The 14,865-nt window shown below is 49.4% G+C and carries 14 protein-coding genes, 1 tRNA gene and 1 pseudogene; 11 read left to right on the forward strand and 5 right to left on the reverse strand.

Annotated elements, in window-relative coordinates; translation table 11 throughout:
• The first annotated feature begins 39 nt into the window (after positions 1-39).
• The 3 genes from ACRDCA_RS25505 to ACRDCA_RS25515 all read left to right on the forward strand — a co-directional run bounded on the left by ACRDCA_RS25505 (position 40) and on the right by ACRDCA_RS25515 (position 2,421).
• Entirely contained in the window at positions 40-258 is a 219-nt protein-coding gene (locus ACRDCA_RS25505; protein WP_438692012.1) for a hypothetical protein, read from the forward strand.
• A gap of 2 nt (positions 259-260) precedes the next feature.
• Positions 261-1,436: a phage integrase Arm DNA-binding domain-containing protein gene (locus ACRDCA_RS25510; protein WP_438692013.1), complete on the forward strand. Its 1,176-nt coding sequence runs from the start codon at positions 261-263 to the stop codon at positions 1,434-1,436.
• A 217-nt stretch (positions 1,437-1,653) separates the two neighbouring features.
• Entirely contained in the window at positions 1,654-2,421 is a 768-nt protein-coding gene (locus tag ACRDCA_RS25515) for a hypothetical protein (RefSeq protein WP_438692014.1), read from the forward strand.
• A gap of 477 nt (positions 2,422-2,898) precedes the next feature.
• Here ACRDCA_RS25515 and ACRDCA_RS25520 read toward each other — a convergent pair whose 3' ends face one another.
• Positions 2,899-3,369, reverse strand: a complete 471-nt coding sequence (locus ACRDCA_RS25520) for a hypothetical protein (RefSeq protein WP_438692015.1) — start codon at positions 3,367-3,369, stop codon at positions 2,899-2,901.
• Positions 3,370-3,679: 310 nt separating this feature from the next.
• On the opposite strand from ACRDCA_RS25520, the gene ACRDCA_RS25525 reads away from it, so the two are divergent.
• Positions 3,680-3,922 (forward strand): DinI family protein, encoded by a 243-nt coding sequence (locus ACRDCA_RS25525; protein ID WP_438692016.1) that lies wholly within the window; start codon positions 3,680-3,682, stop codon positions 3,920-3,922.
• An 86-nt stretch (positions 3,923-4,008) separates the two neighbouring features.
• Here ACRDCA_RS25525 and ACRDCA_RS25530 read toward each other — a convergent pair.
• Together ACRDCA_RS25530 and ACRDCA_RS25535 are read right to left on the reverse strand one after the other, a co-directional pair.
• Positions 4,009-4,084: transfer RNA gene (locus ACRDCA_RS25530), tRNA-Thr, on the reverse strand.
• Between the two features lie 109 nt (positions 4,085-4,193).
• Positions 4,194-5,117 carry a LysR family transcriptional regulator gene (locus ACRDCA_RS25535; RefSeq protein ID WP_438692017.1) on the reverse strand — a complete coding sequence of 308 codons (924 nt, stop codon included), beginning with the start codon at positions 5,115-5,117 and terminating at the stop codon, positions 4,194-4,196.
• 166 nt (positions 5,118-5,283) lie between these two features.
• Here ACRDCA_RS25535 and ACRDCA_RS25540 point away from each other — a divergent pair, with 166 nt between their 5' ends.
• The 7 genes and pseudogenes from ACRDCA_RS25540 to ACRDCA_RS25570 all read left to right on the forward strand — a co-directional run bounded on the left by ACRDCA_RS25540 (position 5,284) and on the right by ACRDCA_RS25570 (position 12,651).
• Entirely contained in the window at positions 5,284-6,699 is a 1,416-nt protein-coding gene (locus ACRDCA_RS25540) for a M20 family metallopeptidase (protein WP_438692018.1), read from the forward strand.
• Positions 6,696-7,973 (forward strand): MFS transporter, encoded by a 1,278-nt coding sequence (locus tag ACRDCA_RS25545; protein ID WP_438692019.1) that lies wholly within the window; start codon positions 6,696-6,698, stop codon positions 7,971-7,973. The genes ACRDCA_RS25540 and ACRDCA_RS25545 overlap by 4 nt, the downstream gene beginning before the upstream one ends.
• A 63-nt stretch (positions 7,974-8,036) precedes the next feature.
• Positions 8,037-8,150 (forward strand): annotated as a pseudogene (locus ACRDCA_RS25550) (hypothetical protein); the annotation flags it as partial.
• A gap of 323 nt (positions 8,151-8,473) precedes the next feature.
• The gene (locus ACRDCA_RS25555; RefSeq protein WP_438692020.1) at positions 8,474-9,703 is read left to right on the forward strand and encodes a sensor histidine kinase; all 1,230 of its coding nucleotides are present in this window, start codon (positions 8,474-8,476) and stop codon (positions 9,701-9,703) included.
• A 17-nt stretch (positions 9,704-9,720) separates the two neighbouring features.
• On the forward strand, positions 9,721-10,773 hold the full coding sequence (locus tag ACRDCA_RS25560) for a response regulator transcription factor (protein WP_438692021.1): 1,053 nt from the start codon (positions 9,721-9,723) through the stop codon (positions 10,771-10,773).
• A gap of 143 nt (positions 10,774-10,916) precedes the next feature.
• Positions 10,917-12,068, forward strand: coding sequence for a methionine adenosyltransferase (gene metK / locus ACRDCA_RS25565; RefSeq protein WP_438692502.1), 1,152 nt, complete (start codon positions 10,917-10,919; stop codon positions 12,066-12,068).
• 55 nt (positions 12,069-12,123) lie between these two features.
• Positions 12,124-12,651 (forward strand): BMC domain-containing protein, encoded by a 528-nt coding sequence (locus ACRDCA_RS25570; RefSeq protein WP_438692022.1) that lies wholly within the window; start codon positions 12,124-12,126, stop codon positions 12,649-12,651.
• Positions 12,652-12,739: 88 nt separating this feature from the next.
• Here ACRDCA_RS25570 and ACRDCA_RS25575 read toward each other — a convergent pair whose 3' ends face one another.
• Positions 12,740-13,645 carry a permease gene (locus ACRDCA_RS25575; protein ID WP_438692023.1) on the reverse strand — a complete coding sequence of 302 codons (906 nt, stop codon included), beginning with the start codon at positions 13,643-13,645 and terminating at the stop codon, positions 12,740-12,742.
• Positions 13,646-13,783: 138 nt separating this feature from the next.
• Positions 13,784-14,701 carry a glycyl-radical enzyme activating protein gene (locus ACRDCA_RS25580; protein ID WP_438692024.1) on the reverse strand — a complete coding sequence of 306 codons (918 nt, stop codon included), beginning with the start codon at positions 14,699-14,701 and terminating at the stop codon, positions 13,784-13,786.
• Between the last annotated feature and the right edge of the window lie 164 nt (positions 14,702-14,865).

The raw sequence follows: 14,865 nt of genomic DNA on the forward strand, positions 1-14,865 counted from the left end.
GTCACACCCGTATGCGGCGGGCTATTTGTGGAGATAATTATGGCCAAAGAAGCAAAGCTGATGAAGGCAAGCGCTTGGGGCAAAAGAGAGTTTGAAGTTGGCTCAATACCTGATAATCGAACTATCAGGCGTTGGATAGAAATAGGTGAACTGCAAGGCAGAATTGTTGATGGCGCAGCCTGGGTGATCTCTACCGAGAAATGGGGCGTTAGTGCTGCAGTTTCTCAGCGCGTCCACCAGCTTATTAACGAGGTTTGATTATGGCCGCTCGCCCTAGGAAACGTGAAAATAGGCATCTGCCGGATCAGCTTTACTATGATCTTTCCTCTAAGGTTTACCGGTTTACACTTGTTACCGGCAAGCGGAAATCTCTGGGATCTGATAGAGCAGTAGCCATTGCGATCGCTCGCGAATACAACATCCGCATGCGGCCAGAAAGTGCGATATCTATCGACTCTCTGATACGTGACTCTGGAGGGATCCAAGGCGAGGCGCTTCCGTTTGCTGAACATGTTGATCATATTATGGAGCGAGCAATAACCGATGAACAGCCGTCTGAAAGTACCCGTGACGACTGGAATAATGACGCGATCCGTGTGAAAGCCTTTTTCAGCAATATTCCGGCATGCGATATAGAGCTGGAACACGTTAACGCCTATATCAAGGAATATCATGCTGAAGCATCGGCAAACGTGCAAAACCGCAAAGTTAGCTTCCTGAAGAAGTTATTCAGCTATGCTGTCGATGAATCTCTTATGTTGGATAACCCAGCAACACGCAAGAAAATGCGCCGAATCGATGAGAAAAAGCGGCAGCGTTTATCTATCGATACATTCATGGCCATCCGCCGTGCTGCGGCTCCTTGGCTGAGAACGGCTATGGACTTAGCACTACAAACGACGCATGCCAGGTTAGAGGTATCCCGGATCCGTTACTCCATTAAGGAGCCTAAGAATGGTATATGTGGCTGCGTGTGGCTGGAGCAGCCAGAGAATGGGATCTATGGCACACTGTATATCCACCGCCAGAAAGTGCAAAAAAAAGAAGCATCACACGTCGCAATACCGATCGGCGCAGAGTTGAAGCGGATTATTGACGACAGTCGCGACAACGTGGCCAGCCCGTATGTTGTGCACAGGATCCCGCAACGAAGTGTGAAACGCAGCAAAGAGGTGGCTCACCCGACACAAGTAGCCCCAGACTATCTCAGCCGGTCATTTTCAACCCTACGGGATAAGCTCGGGCTATGCGATCATTTAGAAATGGACGAGCGGCCAACGTTCCACGAGATCCGCGCTCTGGCCGCACATCTATTTGATAACCAAGGGATCGATCCCCAAGGTCGTATGGCACATAGTGATGCGAAATCTACAAAGGTGTATACTAAAAATCATATTGAATGGGTCGAAGTACCTCATGGCGAAATCGCTATTTAACTTATGTTGCGTGCAAAAATAGTTCATAGAGGAAACTTCTCTTTGTACATTTTTATAATTATGACACATTATTAAATAGTATTATTTATCATAAACTTAATTCACAAATCAAAGTCAAAAGATCCCTTTTAGCACATCTTCGACTGTTCTGGTTTGCGAAGCATTCTCCATAGCGACTTCATAACTATACACATCAAACCAGCCGGAGTTGACGACAGTGAATCAACAAGTATCCCAAAGCCCATCCAAGCCAGAAACAGTTTTATATCTCCCAGATATGGACAAACGTTACCTGCTCACACCGTATAAATTTTATCTTGAAGAAGCCCGAAAACGCATTTTTCCACCATTTGCGGACATTGAAGGGGAAATGAAAGCACACAGTGAAGAGTGGTGCCAGAAAGCCGGGCAGTGGTTTAATCCAGAAACAGATGATGAAGGTTCCTTTACGGAGCGCGCATATGATGAAGGAATTGCCTATGGCTTAATGCTCGATGAAATGAGTATGAATGTCAGGCTAGCTGTCCTCGCAGGGCTGCTTCATAGGTGGGAAAAGGACTTGCGTGAATGGATGGTGAAAGAGTTGAGGCACACAGTGCGGCACAAAAATCTGAAACGGGAAATCTGGCGGGCGACAATACCGAGCCTTACGGGACTTCTGGACGCTCTAGGGGCAGAAGTGACAACACAGCCCCACTGGCCACGCCTAGAAGCTTATTGCCGCGTGGTGAATGTGTATAAGCATGGTGATGGCCGGTCATTGGATGCACTGAAGGAAGCAAACCCGGAATACTTTGGCCGATGGGAACTCCCATTAAAGCGTGACTGGAGATATGTGGACCACAGTGACATGCATATCACAGAAGAACAATTCGACGAATTGGCAGATACAGTTACGGACTTCTGGAAAAACATTCCTGAACGCATAACAAAGGATGATCAAAAAAGTAAGTTGCCGGATTGGTTTGCCAAGTTGAACGAATAATACAGCTATCTAGGGGACAGCCTCACAGCTATCCCCCTTGCTTCCCTCTAATGAGATAGCTCAGTAAAGTGAAGACGAATCAACTCTTCGCCTTCACAGACTCACTTGATAATCAGTGAGTACGAAGATTTTAAGGATAGAAGCAAAGACATAAGAAATTCTGTCCTAATCTTCTGAATCAAAGTTAAATTCCCAATGGTAAAACTCGACCTAAGTCATTGATGTATATATGTTGGATTTAGCGCAAAATGCACTGTATGTATATACAGTTAAATTCAATGAAGGCCAGAGCTGGAGCGGCTTACAGAGGATTTTAAACGGTGACATGGGGTGTCGGGGGTCGGAGGTTCGAATCCTCTCATGCCGACCAACTATTTATAGAGAAACCAACCACTTACGGTTGGTTTTTTTATGCCTGGAATTTGGCAATGGTACCGCCTACCAAAACCCCCGTATCAATGGATTAGCTAACGAACCTCAACGCTGTGGGCATGCAACCAGATACAGATCGTGAACAGGCATGCTCGCATCAAAACCACGCACTCTTTCTGGATCATCAATAGCCGGTTCTGCAAGTTGCTTAGCTATATCGTCCACACTGACCTCTTCGACATATAAAGTCGCATCGGTCATTTTATTACAGTTAAAATACGTGCCCATTAATACCATTTTCCCTGGCGTCGTATAGCTCTCCTGTTTGTTAACCAGGGCAACAACCCCATCCGCCCGCTTGGCTGCAACAACATAGCTTTCCTCTGAGCGATCAAAAACATAGGCGTCATTTGCTGGATAATCCGTCCAAAGATTGGATTTTTCAGCAAACAGTTCTTCCAGTTTCACCAGCGGCTTTAATGCATTTGTTTTGTCCGCGTCCTGGGCCAATGCTGAAGTCACCACACCAATGTAGCCGACCGATAACACACCGAAAAAGAGTAATGATTTTTTCACGGTTTTAATTCCCTTTTGCAAAAGTTTAAACAATAACCTTATGAGATGTAAAAAGAAGGTTTGAACAAACGAGCATCTTGGCGCCCAATTATGATGGGGGCATTCAGACAGACATGCATATATCAGTATGCAGAATAAATACCGACGATGAATACCTTGACAGCTCGTGTGTAATGGCGATATCGGCATCCATGCTGTGCGCCTCTGCTGGCAGAGGTCACTATAAAATTTTCCGCCTGCCCTCTTGCACTTACCCCGCCCCTTCGGTCAGAATAACTGTATACATAAACAGTAACGTTAAGGTTGGGCTATGTTCGTTGAATTGGTGTTTGATAAGCGCAATGTCGCAGGGATCCCGGGTGCCGATGAAATCATCAAGGCCGAGCTGACCAAACGGGTGCATCGCCTCTTCCCGGATGCCGAGGTGAAGGTAAAACCGATGCAGGCCAACGGCCTCAACTCGGACGCCAGCAAAAGCGATCGTGAAAAGTTAAACCGTATGCTGGAAGAGATGTTCGAAGAGTCTGACCAATGGCTGGCCAGCGATATTTAAAGGGCCAAGGCGCAGTACGAACGCTGCGCCACAGCATAGTTGCCCAAAGACAAAAAACCCCAGCATTTCTGCTGGGGTTTCTTATATGGTGCCGGCTACCGGAATCGAACTGGTGACCTACTGATTACAAGTCAGTTGCTCTACCTACTGAGCTAAGCCGGCGAAATCTGTCGGAACAGGTACTGTTTCCGTGGAGCGCAATATAATACAGCCAAGCGGGAACAATCAAGCGTAATCAACAGATTATTTATCCCATTGATTAAAAAACAGCTTATGTGCCGATTTTGTCATCGATGGCCTGTTGTTGACGACTTAACGTCTGATTAATAAAGTCCACAAACAGCTCTAAAGCCGTGCTCCGCTGCCGCCCCAGAGGCAATTGCAGTTGCAGGGTACGCGGGCTTTGCTGCTCGACAGCAAAAGATTTAAGGATCAAGCCTTGAGGCTGTAACAGCGGCATCGCGGTAAACTGGCTACAGATAGTAACCGCCAGCGGAGAACCCTGTAAAAAATAGTACAGCGTGGAGAAGTTATCACAGGTTAGCACTGGTTCAATGAAGGTGCCATTCATCTGACAGGCAATATCAAACAGTTGCCTTATCGTAGAACCAGGTTCCGGCAAACACACCGGATACTGGCAGAGATCTGCCAATACTACCTGCCTGTCAGCTAATGGATGATCCTTACGCATCAACAGCAATACCGGCGCTGGCCATGAAGCCGCTACCTCAACACCCCGCTCAGGGTACAAACTAAACTGTAGCACCATGTCACACTCGCCATTACGTACCAAACGCGCCAACGTTTTGCTATCTGCTACCGTCAGCGTAAAGGTGACCGCCGGGTACTGCGCGCGAAAATTTGCCATCAGTTGCGGCATCAACATAAAAGCGATCCCGTTGCTACAGGCCACGCGCAACGCGGTACGCCGCACGGCCTTTAAGCCTTTGATTTCTGCCACCGCCTGCTCAATATTCAGCAGGCTCTTACGGATGTGATTTTCAAAAATCTGCCCGGCCTCGGTCAGCACCATCCCCCGCGCGTGGCGTTCGAATAAGGGTGTCCCTACCTGCGTTTCCAAGCGCTGGATCTGTCGGCTGATCGCCGATACCGCCACAAAAAGTTGTTCGCTGGCCGCGCTCAGTGAACCGCAGCTGGCGACCACCAGAAAAAAGCGAACTTCGCTGCTCAACATACGGTGCCTCTCCTTGGTGCATTGCTTCGCATCAGAGCAAACAACCGTTGCTTTTATAGCAAAGCTTGTTTGTTAAATGGACAATTGTGACAAACCCCGATTTTAGCTTAGATAACCAACACAACAAGTAAAACAACACAATGCAAACACAATGGGGAAAATACTCATGACGGGTGAACAGGCCGTCGCTTTGGCGACAGCGTATTTTGACAGTGGCGAATTCCGCCGGATATTGGCACGCCGTATAGCTCTGGCCACGGAAAGCCAACGGCATGAGGACGATGCCGCCATTTTGCTTTACCTCGAACAGGAAATCATGCCGCCGTTACGGGCGTTGGGTTTCGAACTACAGCTGTTCGACAATCCGCAAGCGACCAACCGCCCATTTCTGATTGCCGTGCGTATTGAAGATCCTTCATTACCCACCCTGCTAAGCTATGGCCACGGCGATGTGGTCTTCGGTGATGACGAGAACTGGCGTCCAGGCCTTTCGCCCTGGGAACTGAGCGAAGAAGGCGACCGTTGGTATGGCCGTGGCAGCGCGGATAACAAGGGGCAGCACAGTATCAATCTGGCGGCGCTGGAGCAGGTATTCCAGGCACGCGGTGGCAAGCTGGGGTTCAACTGCAAGCTGATATTCGAAATGGGTGAAGAGATCGGTTCCCCAGGGCTGGCGGCTATTTGCCAGCAGCACCGTGAATTACTGCAAGCCGACCTGTTTATCGCCTCCGATGGCCCACGGCTGAACGCCACACAGCCGACGCTGTTCCTTGGCTCGCGCGGTTGTATCAATTTCCGTCTCAGTATCCACGCCAGGGACAATGCCTACCACTCGGGAAACTGGGGAGGATTGCTCAGCAACCCCGGAACCCAACTGGCTAACGCTATCGCCTCACTGGTCAATCAACATGGGCAATTGCAAGTTGCCGCACTGAAACCCGCGCCTCTGAATGACAATCTGCGATCTATCTTGCGCGAACTCAGCGTGGGTGGCCAAACGGGTGATCCAGAGATCGATGAAAACTGGGGGGAAGCCGGTCTGACCCCTAGTGAGCGGTTGTATGGCTGGAATACGCTTGAGGTGCTGGCTTACCAAACCGGCAATCCAGCCCGGCCAATGAACGCCATCCCTGGCAACGCAACGGCGGTGTGCCAGCTACGTTTCGTCGTAGGTACCGACTGGCAAAATCTGGTCAGCCATATCCAACAGCATCTGCAACTGCACGGCTTTGGCAATGTCGAGGTGGAGTGGCTGCACGGCTCACCGGCCACCAGGCTCAACCCACAGGATCCGCTGGTTCCTTGGGCGCTGGAGATCCTGCAACAAACCAGCGGCGAAAAACCCGCTTTGCTGCCCAACCTGGGCGGTTCGCTGCCAAATGACGTTTTCGCCGATATTCTGGGATTACCAACGCTGTGGATCCCCCACTCCTACCCGGCATGTGGTCAACACGGGGTCAATGAGCATATGTTGCAATCCATCGCCCGCGAAGGATTGCAGATCATGACTCGCCTGTTCTGGGAGTTAGGAGAAAGTGGCAGCTCTATCCTGGCACAACGCCGGGCAGGAGAGATCTCATGAGCGCGATAGCCCAACAGGACAGCGTCGCTGCCAAGCCCAATCTATATAAGACGCTGTTCGCCACCTGCATCGGCAACGCGCTGGAATGGTTCGATATCGCGGTTTATGGCTTTTTCGCCAGCTATATCGCCCATGCTTTCTTCCCGACGGAAGATCCGGCCGTGTCGTTACTGCTGACCTTCGGCAGCTTTGGCGTCTCGTTCCTGATCCGCCCATTGGGTGCCGTGGTGCTCGGAGCCTACGCCGATCGCGTTGGCCGCAAAAAAGCCTTATTAATGTCCATCAGCCTGATGCTACTCGGCGGCGCGATTATCACCTTTATGCCGTCCTACGCCACCATTGGGCTGACAGCTCCGTTGATGACCCTGGTTGCCCGGTTGATCCAGGGGTTTTCCGCCGGAGGAGAATTTGGCAGTTCAACCGCCTTTTTGGTCGAACACTTCCCGGAGCGCAAGGCGTTTATCGCCAGTTGGCAGTTCGCCACGCAGGGAGCTAGCACCCTGATGGCCTCGGCCTTCGGGTTAGGCATGACCCACTGGCTGACGGAAACACAAATCCAGGACTGGGGATGGCGTATTCCCTTTGCTTTTGGGTTGCTGATTGGCCCGGTGGGGCTGTATATCCGCCGTCACGTGCATGAGCCAGCCAGCTTTGTGCAACAGCAGAAACCCGTAGCACCGCTGAAAATGTTGGTCGGTAAACAGAAAAACCTGCTATTGCTGGCAATCGGGTTGATGGTGATTTCCACCGCCATCAATTACATGCTCAATTATGTGCCAACCTATGCCACCAAGAACCTGAATCTGTCAGGATCTGCCGCGTTTAGCGCCACTCTGCTGGCCGGCGTGATTTTAACGGTCGTGACGCCGATAATGGGATTGTGGGCGGAAAAAGTTGGCCGATTGCCGCTGATGTGGGGCTCGCTGCTGCTGTTGCTGCTGACGATTTACCCGGCATTCCTGCTGGTGGTGAACCACACCTCACCCATGATGCTGATGTTGATGGTTGGCTGGCTGGCCTTGTTGAAATCCATCTACTTCTCGACGGTGCCTTCGGTGATGGCCGATCTGTTCCCGATGGCAACCCGCGCCAGCGGCATGGCGATCAGTTACAACGTGGCCGTCACGGTCTTCGGTGGCTTTGCACCGCTGATCTGCACCTTGCTGATCACCGCAACCGGCACCAGCCTCGCACCAAGCTATTACCTGATGATGATGGCACTGCTGAGCGGCTGGGCATTGTTAGGCAGTAGAAAGCATTTGCGAACCCATTGATGTTCCAAGCGACCCTGCGTTAAAAACCGGTGAGGACAATCTCAGGCCATCAAACGATGGCCTCTTGATTACATCATGGGAGAAGCCAGGCATATCGACTGCGAATACCTGCAAACCAACAACTTTGCCTTTGGTGGTATCAACACCTTGATTGTGATCAAACGCTGGGCTGAATAGCGGTGACACACCTGGGAGGCGGGTTCCTTGAATTCGCCTCCCATCTTTTCCTGTGCAGTTAATTCTAAAACATTCTCATGCTCCGGCACACAGAACTTATTAATAAATTTCCTTTAACTTTAGCGTCATCACGCGCTGTCGTTGTAAGTAATTTGTTGTTTAGAAGGCCTGACACTGCACTAATGAACAACATATCACCCCATAAGTTAACACTAAAGTTAATATAAAAGTGTATTTGCTGTGACCCTACTCAATATCTAACCGCACGGAATAGCATATAATTAACTAATAACATTCATTAGTTAATCCTGTAAATACATAAAATGAATAACAAATACAAATTACATGAGTTCCTTGATGTAACCAGACTCCAAACTTTGCAGGATAATTTCAGCAAATCAATGATGATTGCTTTGGTCGTGGTAGATCAGAATGGCGTGCCCGTCACCAGACCCAGTGGTTTTTCCGACTTTTGTGCTCGTTCCCGTCTTAACACAACCTTGGCCAAACACTGTTATGAATGCGATAACGCCGGTGGACGGGCTGCCATGCAAGCTTGTAAACCGGTGGTTTATCGCTGTTATTGTGGATTTGTCGAGTTTGCGGTACCCATTATGATTAACGACCATTATCTTGGGGCGTTCATTTCCGGGCAGGCAAAGGTCGAAGAGGAAAAAGAAAAAACCATACCTTACATATTGAATAATAGTCAGGTATGGCAGGAAAACCCCTGGCTGATAAATTTGCATCATAACACCCGGCGTGTTCCTTACGAACGTTTTGAATCTACGGCCTTTACCTTGTTACATGTTGCATCCTATCTGGTTGAGCAGGCGCATACTAATAATATTCAACGTGAGCTGCGTAAAAAAGACCTTGAATTAACCAATGAACTGCGCAAACGCGTTGAAATAGAGCGCTCACTCCACGAAGCCGAATTTAAAGCCTTGTCCTACCAAATCAACCCTCATTTTTTATTTAATGTACTGAATACCATTGGTCGGTTAGCTTATCTGGAAGGTGCCCAACGTACCGAGACGATGGTGCATGATTTTTCTGACATGATGCGCTATTTATTACGTAAAAACAATCATGGTTTAATCACTTTGATCCAGGAAATAAACTATGTAAATAGTTATATGTCGATTCAAAAAGTCAGAATGAGGGATCGTTTCGACTACCTTTGTGACATCCCAGAGAAATACCATGATGTCGTATGCCCGTTCCTGATTTTGCAGCCGTTGGTTGAGAACTTCTTCAACTATGTTGTCGAGCCGCGTGACACCAGTAGCCACCTGCTAATCCGCGCCACCGATGATGGTCATGACGTCATCCTGGAAGTGACCGATAATGGTGACGGCATTTCTAAAGAGGAAATTGCCAACATTTTGTCCGGCGATGAAAATCGCCAGAAAGGCGGGATTGGTATTAATAATATAAAAAAACGCCTCCAGTTGTTATTTGGTGAAAGTTATGGCTTGGATATCTCCAGCCCTTGCAAACCCAGAATGGGCACCACAATCAAACTGAGATTTCCCATGCTGGAAGCCTGATAATACGGAGAGTTAGCATGTACAACATTGTTATTGTAGAAGATGAACTGATTGAGTCCGAAGCGTTGCGTCGGATCATTTGCCAATGTGTAGAAAATGCGGTGGTTCACGAAGCGGCCACCGGTAAAAAAGCGATCCAGTTAATCGATAATCTTGAACGCATTGATATGATTTTTGTTGATATCAATATCCCACTACCCAATGGGAATCAGGTGATCCAGTACCTGAAAAAAAAGAATACCGATACCAAAGTGATTGTCACCACAGCCAATGACGACTTCGACATCGTACGCAATATGTTGAGCCTCAAGGTAGATGACTACCTGCTAAAACCGGTAAAGCAAAGCATTTTGACCGACACGATAAAGAAGACATTGGACTTTAACGAAGCGGATATTGTGGCATCCAAGGCCCTTAAGCAGCAGATCGGAGGGATGATAGAACGCTGCGATTATGCCCAATGGCACAGCTTTTTGTTTACCACGTTGGATGAAGCTTACGCATCCCCGCAATGCTCGGTCGAGCGGTATAAAAACGTCACGGAAGTGCTGGAGTTGTTAAACCAGCATGTTGCAGCCCAAGGGGAAAAGCTGGCCCCAACCAGTAAAAAGATCAGCGTATTAATTCAGGATATTGCTCAATCTAGCCTCAACGGTAATGCCTACTTCCGCATCATGACCAACCTGCTCGCCATCAGCGAAGAAGTGTTTGACCAAGCGTTGAAAAACTTTAACGGCAGCATGGATTTCATTGACCGAGCCAAGTTTCATATTGAAAAAAACATCCTGAACAACCTCACTCTTGACGATATTGCGACTAAATCCTTCGTTAGTTCCTGTTACCTGAGCCGGGCGTTTAAAAAAATCACCGGTACCGGTTTCTCAAACTACATCGCCAACAGAAAGATCGGTATTGCCAAATCACTGCTGCAGTTCAGCGATCTCAAGGTCAATACCATCGCGCTGGAGTTATCTTATCAAGATGCCAACTATTTCTGCCGTATCTTCAAAAAAGAGACGGGTCTGGCCCCTTCAGATTTTCGCTGTCGGGTTTGCGCACCGCGATCCTAGCGGCTTTTCAGCCCGCCCTGTCAATTTTGCGCTAGCGGCGGCGGGTAAGGCAAAAAAGTCCACCATGCCAGCAAGATAGTTTACTCGCCGGGTCAGGATCACCCCCTAAGATGAGGGTAATCTCTCAAAAAAGTGACGTGACCTTGGACGATTATCTGTTTACCTCTGAGTCGGTTGCCGAGGGGCACCCGGATAAAATGGCCGACCAGATTTCCGATGCCATTTTGGATGCTTTCCTGTTACAGGATCCATGGGCGAAAGTCGCCTGTGAATGCCTGGTCAAAACTGGCGTTGCTATTGTTGCGGGTGAAATAACTTCCCACGCCAGTGTCGATATTGAATCTATTGTTCGCAGTACCATAAACGCCATCGGCTACAACAATTCCAATCTGGGCTTCGACGCCAATACCTGCGCGGTACTCAATATCCTTGGCAAGCAGTCTGCCGATATCGCCCGTGGAGTCTGCGGTTCCTCACCCCAACAACTTGGTGCAGGCGATCAAGGCATCACCTTCGGTTACGCCTGTAATGAAACAGCGGAAAGGATGCCGGCCCCTCTGCTCTATGCACACCGAATGATGGAGCGGCAGGCAGCGCTACGTAAAACGGGACAGTTGCCCTTTCTATTACCGGATGCCAAAAGCCAGCTAACGCTGCGTTACTACCGTAATCAGGTGCAGTATGCCGACAGCATTGTGGTGTCCACCCAACATCGCCCAGAGATTTCACAGGCCGAGTTGCGGGAGGCGGTGATCGAAGAAATCATCAAACCGGTGATCCCGAGATGCTGGATCACGCCACAGACCCGCTTTCTGATTAACCCTGCTGGCCCCTTTGTTATCGGGGGCCCCGTTGGCGATTGTGGACTGACAGGAAGAAAAATTATCGTGGACACCTACGGCGGGACCGCGCCTCACGGCGGTGGAGCATTCTCCGGTAAAGATCCATCAAAAGTCGATCGTTCGGCTGCCTATGCGGCACGCTATGTGGCAAAAAATATCGTCGCTGCGGGGCTGGCCGATCGTTGTGAAGTACAACTCGCATGGGCCATCGGAGTGGCACGCCCGATTTCAATTCGTATCAATACCTTCGGTGGTGGCAGGCTTGCACCTGAGCGGCTCCAGCAGTTGGTTGAGTCCCATTTTGATCTCAGCGTATTCGGCATCATTCAACGGCTGGATCTGCTGGCCCCACGCTATCGTCAAACCGCCTGCTACGGCCATTTTGGCCGCGATATCTTCCCATGGGAAAAAACAGATAAGGCAGCGGCACTGCGCGAAGAGGCTAACGTTTGAAATCGTAGCCAACGCAACGCTCACAAGATCATGAACACATCAACAGGAGATAATTATGTCAGGGCAGAGTTTAGGATTGATTGAAACCGTCGGTATGGTCGCGGCGGTAGAAGCCGCTGACGCAGCGGTGAAATCCGCTAATGTGCACCTCATCGGCTATGAGTTAACCAAAGGCGGTGGGATGGTCACGGTCAAGCTGGAAGGTGAAGTCGGCGCCATCAATGCCGCCGTTGCCGCTGCGGTCGGGGCTGCTAACAGGATTGGCCAGGTATATGCCTACAAAGTCATTGCCCGCACCGCACAATATATTGAGGGTATAGTTCACTCGGCCGAAACCGTTGGGGCGAAACCCGAAGTACAAGCTATGCCTGACCTCACTATTCCACTGGTGCAATTGGAAGAGCCGCTATCGGTATCTTGCATGGGTAGCTCCGAACAACCTCAAGAGCAGGTAAAAGAAGCGGTTCCCCCAGTACAGCAGGCCGCCAGCGAAACAACCGTTACCGAGCCAAAACCAGCAATGCCGAAACCTGCAGCAGTAAAAAAAGAGCAGCGCACAGGCGGAAATAAAAGGCGGTCATAAATAACTCTGCCGTGTTGATAAGGACGCGGCATGTGTGAACGAAGCGGTTGAGATGTAGGCCAGCAGAGACTCTGCTGGCCTATAGCACTTACATTAGCGGGAGCAAGGTAAAGAAGCCAAGGGTCGCCAACAGATTAACCATGGTTGTCATCACCGCAATAGTCAGCGCAGGAGGGTCGATATGTGTATCGCCGTGGATCAGGAACAGGCGTGAGACCAACTCTCCCAACAGGGCACAAATTATCCCCACCAACGCAGCCCAAATCAGGCTATGCGACAATACCGCCACCAGCGCCGCCGGCAGGGCAATATGGTGCGATACGGGGACTTGGGTGTTGAAATGCAAAAATATCAGGGAGAATGCCGCTAGGCCAAATGCTAACAGTGCGCCATCCCCACCAAATTTTTGTCCAAGAAAACCCGCCAGCAACCCAATACCAAGACCGAGTACGGTCAACTGCGGAATGCGGCTGTGATAAGGCATCCAGCATTTATCCTGGGGTGGATAGCAGTGACGTATCCCCCTTTCTGGCTTTCCGAACAAACCGGTGTTGCCGAACATCAACCGGCTGATCACACCTGAAATAACCACCGTGAGTGCGACGGTATCCGTCCAGGCAAAGCCGGAAGAAAAAGCAGGTATCAGGTTAAGCCCCCAGGCAATCAGATAGCCAAGAGCACCAAATATGCCCCCCACTAGCAATACATCATATTCCCCCAGGCCACTCAGCCCAGCGGTAATATCACGTCCAGAGCCCAGTTTGCCTCTTTTGGCGGCGTAAGCGGTGGCAGCCACCCCGGCGGCAAATCCACCGGTATGCGGCCCAAACAGGCCAAAGGGGAACATAATAAAATCAGATGGCGTACCCGTAATAATTTGTACCACAGCCATAACAATAACCAATAGACCAACAAATTCAAATGCGGCCAGTGCTCCAACCGCTGCACCAAAAATCCCCCCGCCAAATGCCACTAGAATATCAAAGCCACTCATATAGCTCACCTCTGTAATGATGGAAGTCAATAATATTTTTATGTTATGGGATGAAAGACGATCGCAGAATGGCCCCGTTAGAGACGGCACCTGTTATTATGGTATTGATATAAAAATGCTACGACCTAGGTATTACTATCAGCCGCCAATCTGGCAATTAAAACCTAATGACTCAACTTCACGCTTCAGTAATGCCATTTTGCTATCCGCCATCTCCTGAGTCTGCCCCATCGGATAGTCACGACCCAATAGGCCATATTTATTTTCACCATACGAATGATAGGGCAACAAATGAATAGTATCGACATTTAACATTAAAAGTGCGAATTCAGCGATGCCATGAATTTCCTCCACATTATCATTGATGCCAGGGATCACCGGAATACGTACGATCGCTTTCGTCAGGAAAGAAATCCGTATCAGGTTTTCAAGGATCTGCCGGTTTTCCACCCCCGTATTATGCAGATGCAGGCCAGGAGTGATGGCTTTGATATCGGTGAGCGCCAGGTCCACATAGGGAAACACTTCATCAATCACCGCCGCCGTAGCCAAGCCGGTGGTTTCGATGGCCGTGTGCCATCCCTTTTCCTTGCAGGCTTTTAGTAATTCACGGGCAAATACCGGTTGCGCCAAGGGTTCTCCCCCTGACAGGGTAATGCCACCACCAGAGCGCCGATAGAGGTTTTCCTCCTTCTGTAACTCGTGCATCACCTCGGCCACCGTCATACGCTTGCCTTTCATTTCCAGCGCCTGAGTTGGGCACACCCTGGTACACTCACCACACTGAATGCAACGCTCGCGGTCAATAAAGAAACGATGCTCAGCCGATAACGCATTCTGCTGACAAGCATCGATACATTTGCCGCACCGAATACAGTCATTCTTTTTGAAAATCAACTCGGGTTGCGGGCGCTGTGACTCCGGGTTACTACACCATTTACAGGATAATGGGCATCCTTTAAAAAAAGGGATAGTACGAATGCCTGGGCCATCATGCAAAGAATAGCGCTGAATATTAAATAATACGCCTTGCGTACCGTAATCGACTTTATTCATGAAATTACTCACAATCAATGCTGAAGATAATCCTTCTCAACCGCAGAGAAATCACCCGAAGAATAGTTTTGTCATTTATCCAACCAAGAGGATAACCGTTAACACACGTTATTTTAATAATGAGCCATGCACCAAGGCATGGCCCATTAACGGAGATAACTCCG

This window comes from Serratia sp. (in: enterobacteria) (assembly GCF_051654945.1).
Taxonomy (GTDB): Bacteria; Pseudomonadota; Gammaproteobacteria; order Enterobacterales; family Enterobacteriaceae; genus Chania.

What these genes read in the sequence shown, in the direction of transcription:
- ACRDCA_RS25580 (WP_438692024.1), bottom strand. Translation starts at nt 14,701, where the DNA reads ATGAATAAAGTCGATTACGGTACGCAAGGCGTATTATTTAATATTCAG.
- ACRDCA_RS25560 (WP_438692021.1), top strand. Translation starts at nt 9,721, where the DNA reads ATGTACAACATTGTTATTGTAGAAGATGAACTGATTGAGTCCGAAGCG.
- ACRDCA_RS25540 (WP_438692018.1), top strand. Translation starts at nt 5,284, where the DNA reads ATGACGGGTGAACAGGCCGTCGCTTTGGCGACAGCGTATTTTGACAGT.
- ACRDCA_RS25535 (WP_438692017.1), bottom strand. Translation starts at nt 5,117, where the DNA reads ATGTTGAGCAGCGAAGTTCGCTTTTTTCTGGTGGTCGCCAGCTGCGGT.
- ACRDCA_RS25575 (WP_438692023.1), bottom strand. Translation starts at nt 13,645, where the DNA reads ATGAGTGGCTTTGATATTCTAGTGGCATTTGGCGGGGGGATTTTTGGT.
- ACRDCA_RS25545 (WP_438692019.1), top strand. Translation starts at nt 6,696, where the DNA reads ATGAGCGCGATAGCCCAACAGGACAGCGTCGCTGCCAAGCCCAATCTA.
- ACRDCA_RS25525 (WP_438692016.1), top strand. Translation starts at nt 3,680, where the DNA reads ATGTTCGTTGAATTGGTGTTTGATAAGCGCAATGTCGCAGGGATCCCG.
- ACRDCA_RS25510 (WP_438692013.1), top strand. Translation starts at nt 261, where the DNA reads ATGGCCGCTCGCCCTAGGAAACGTGAAAATAGGCATCTGCCGGATCAG.
- ACRDCA_RS25555 (WP_438692020.1), top strand. Translation starts at nt 8,474, where the DNA reads ATGAATAACAAATACAAATTACATGAGTTCCTTGATGTAACCAGACTC.
- ACRDCA_RS25505 (WP_438692012.1), top strand. Translation starts at nt 40, where the DNA reads ATGGCCAAAGAAGCAAAGCTGATGAAGGCAAGCGCTTGGGGCAAAAGA.
- ACRDCA_RS25570 (WP_438692022.1), top strand. Translation starts at nt 12,124, where the DNA reads ATGTCAGGGCAGAGTTTAGGATTGATTGAAACCGTCGGTATGGTCGCG.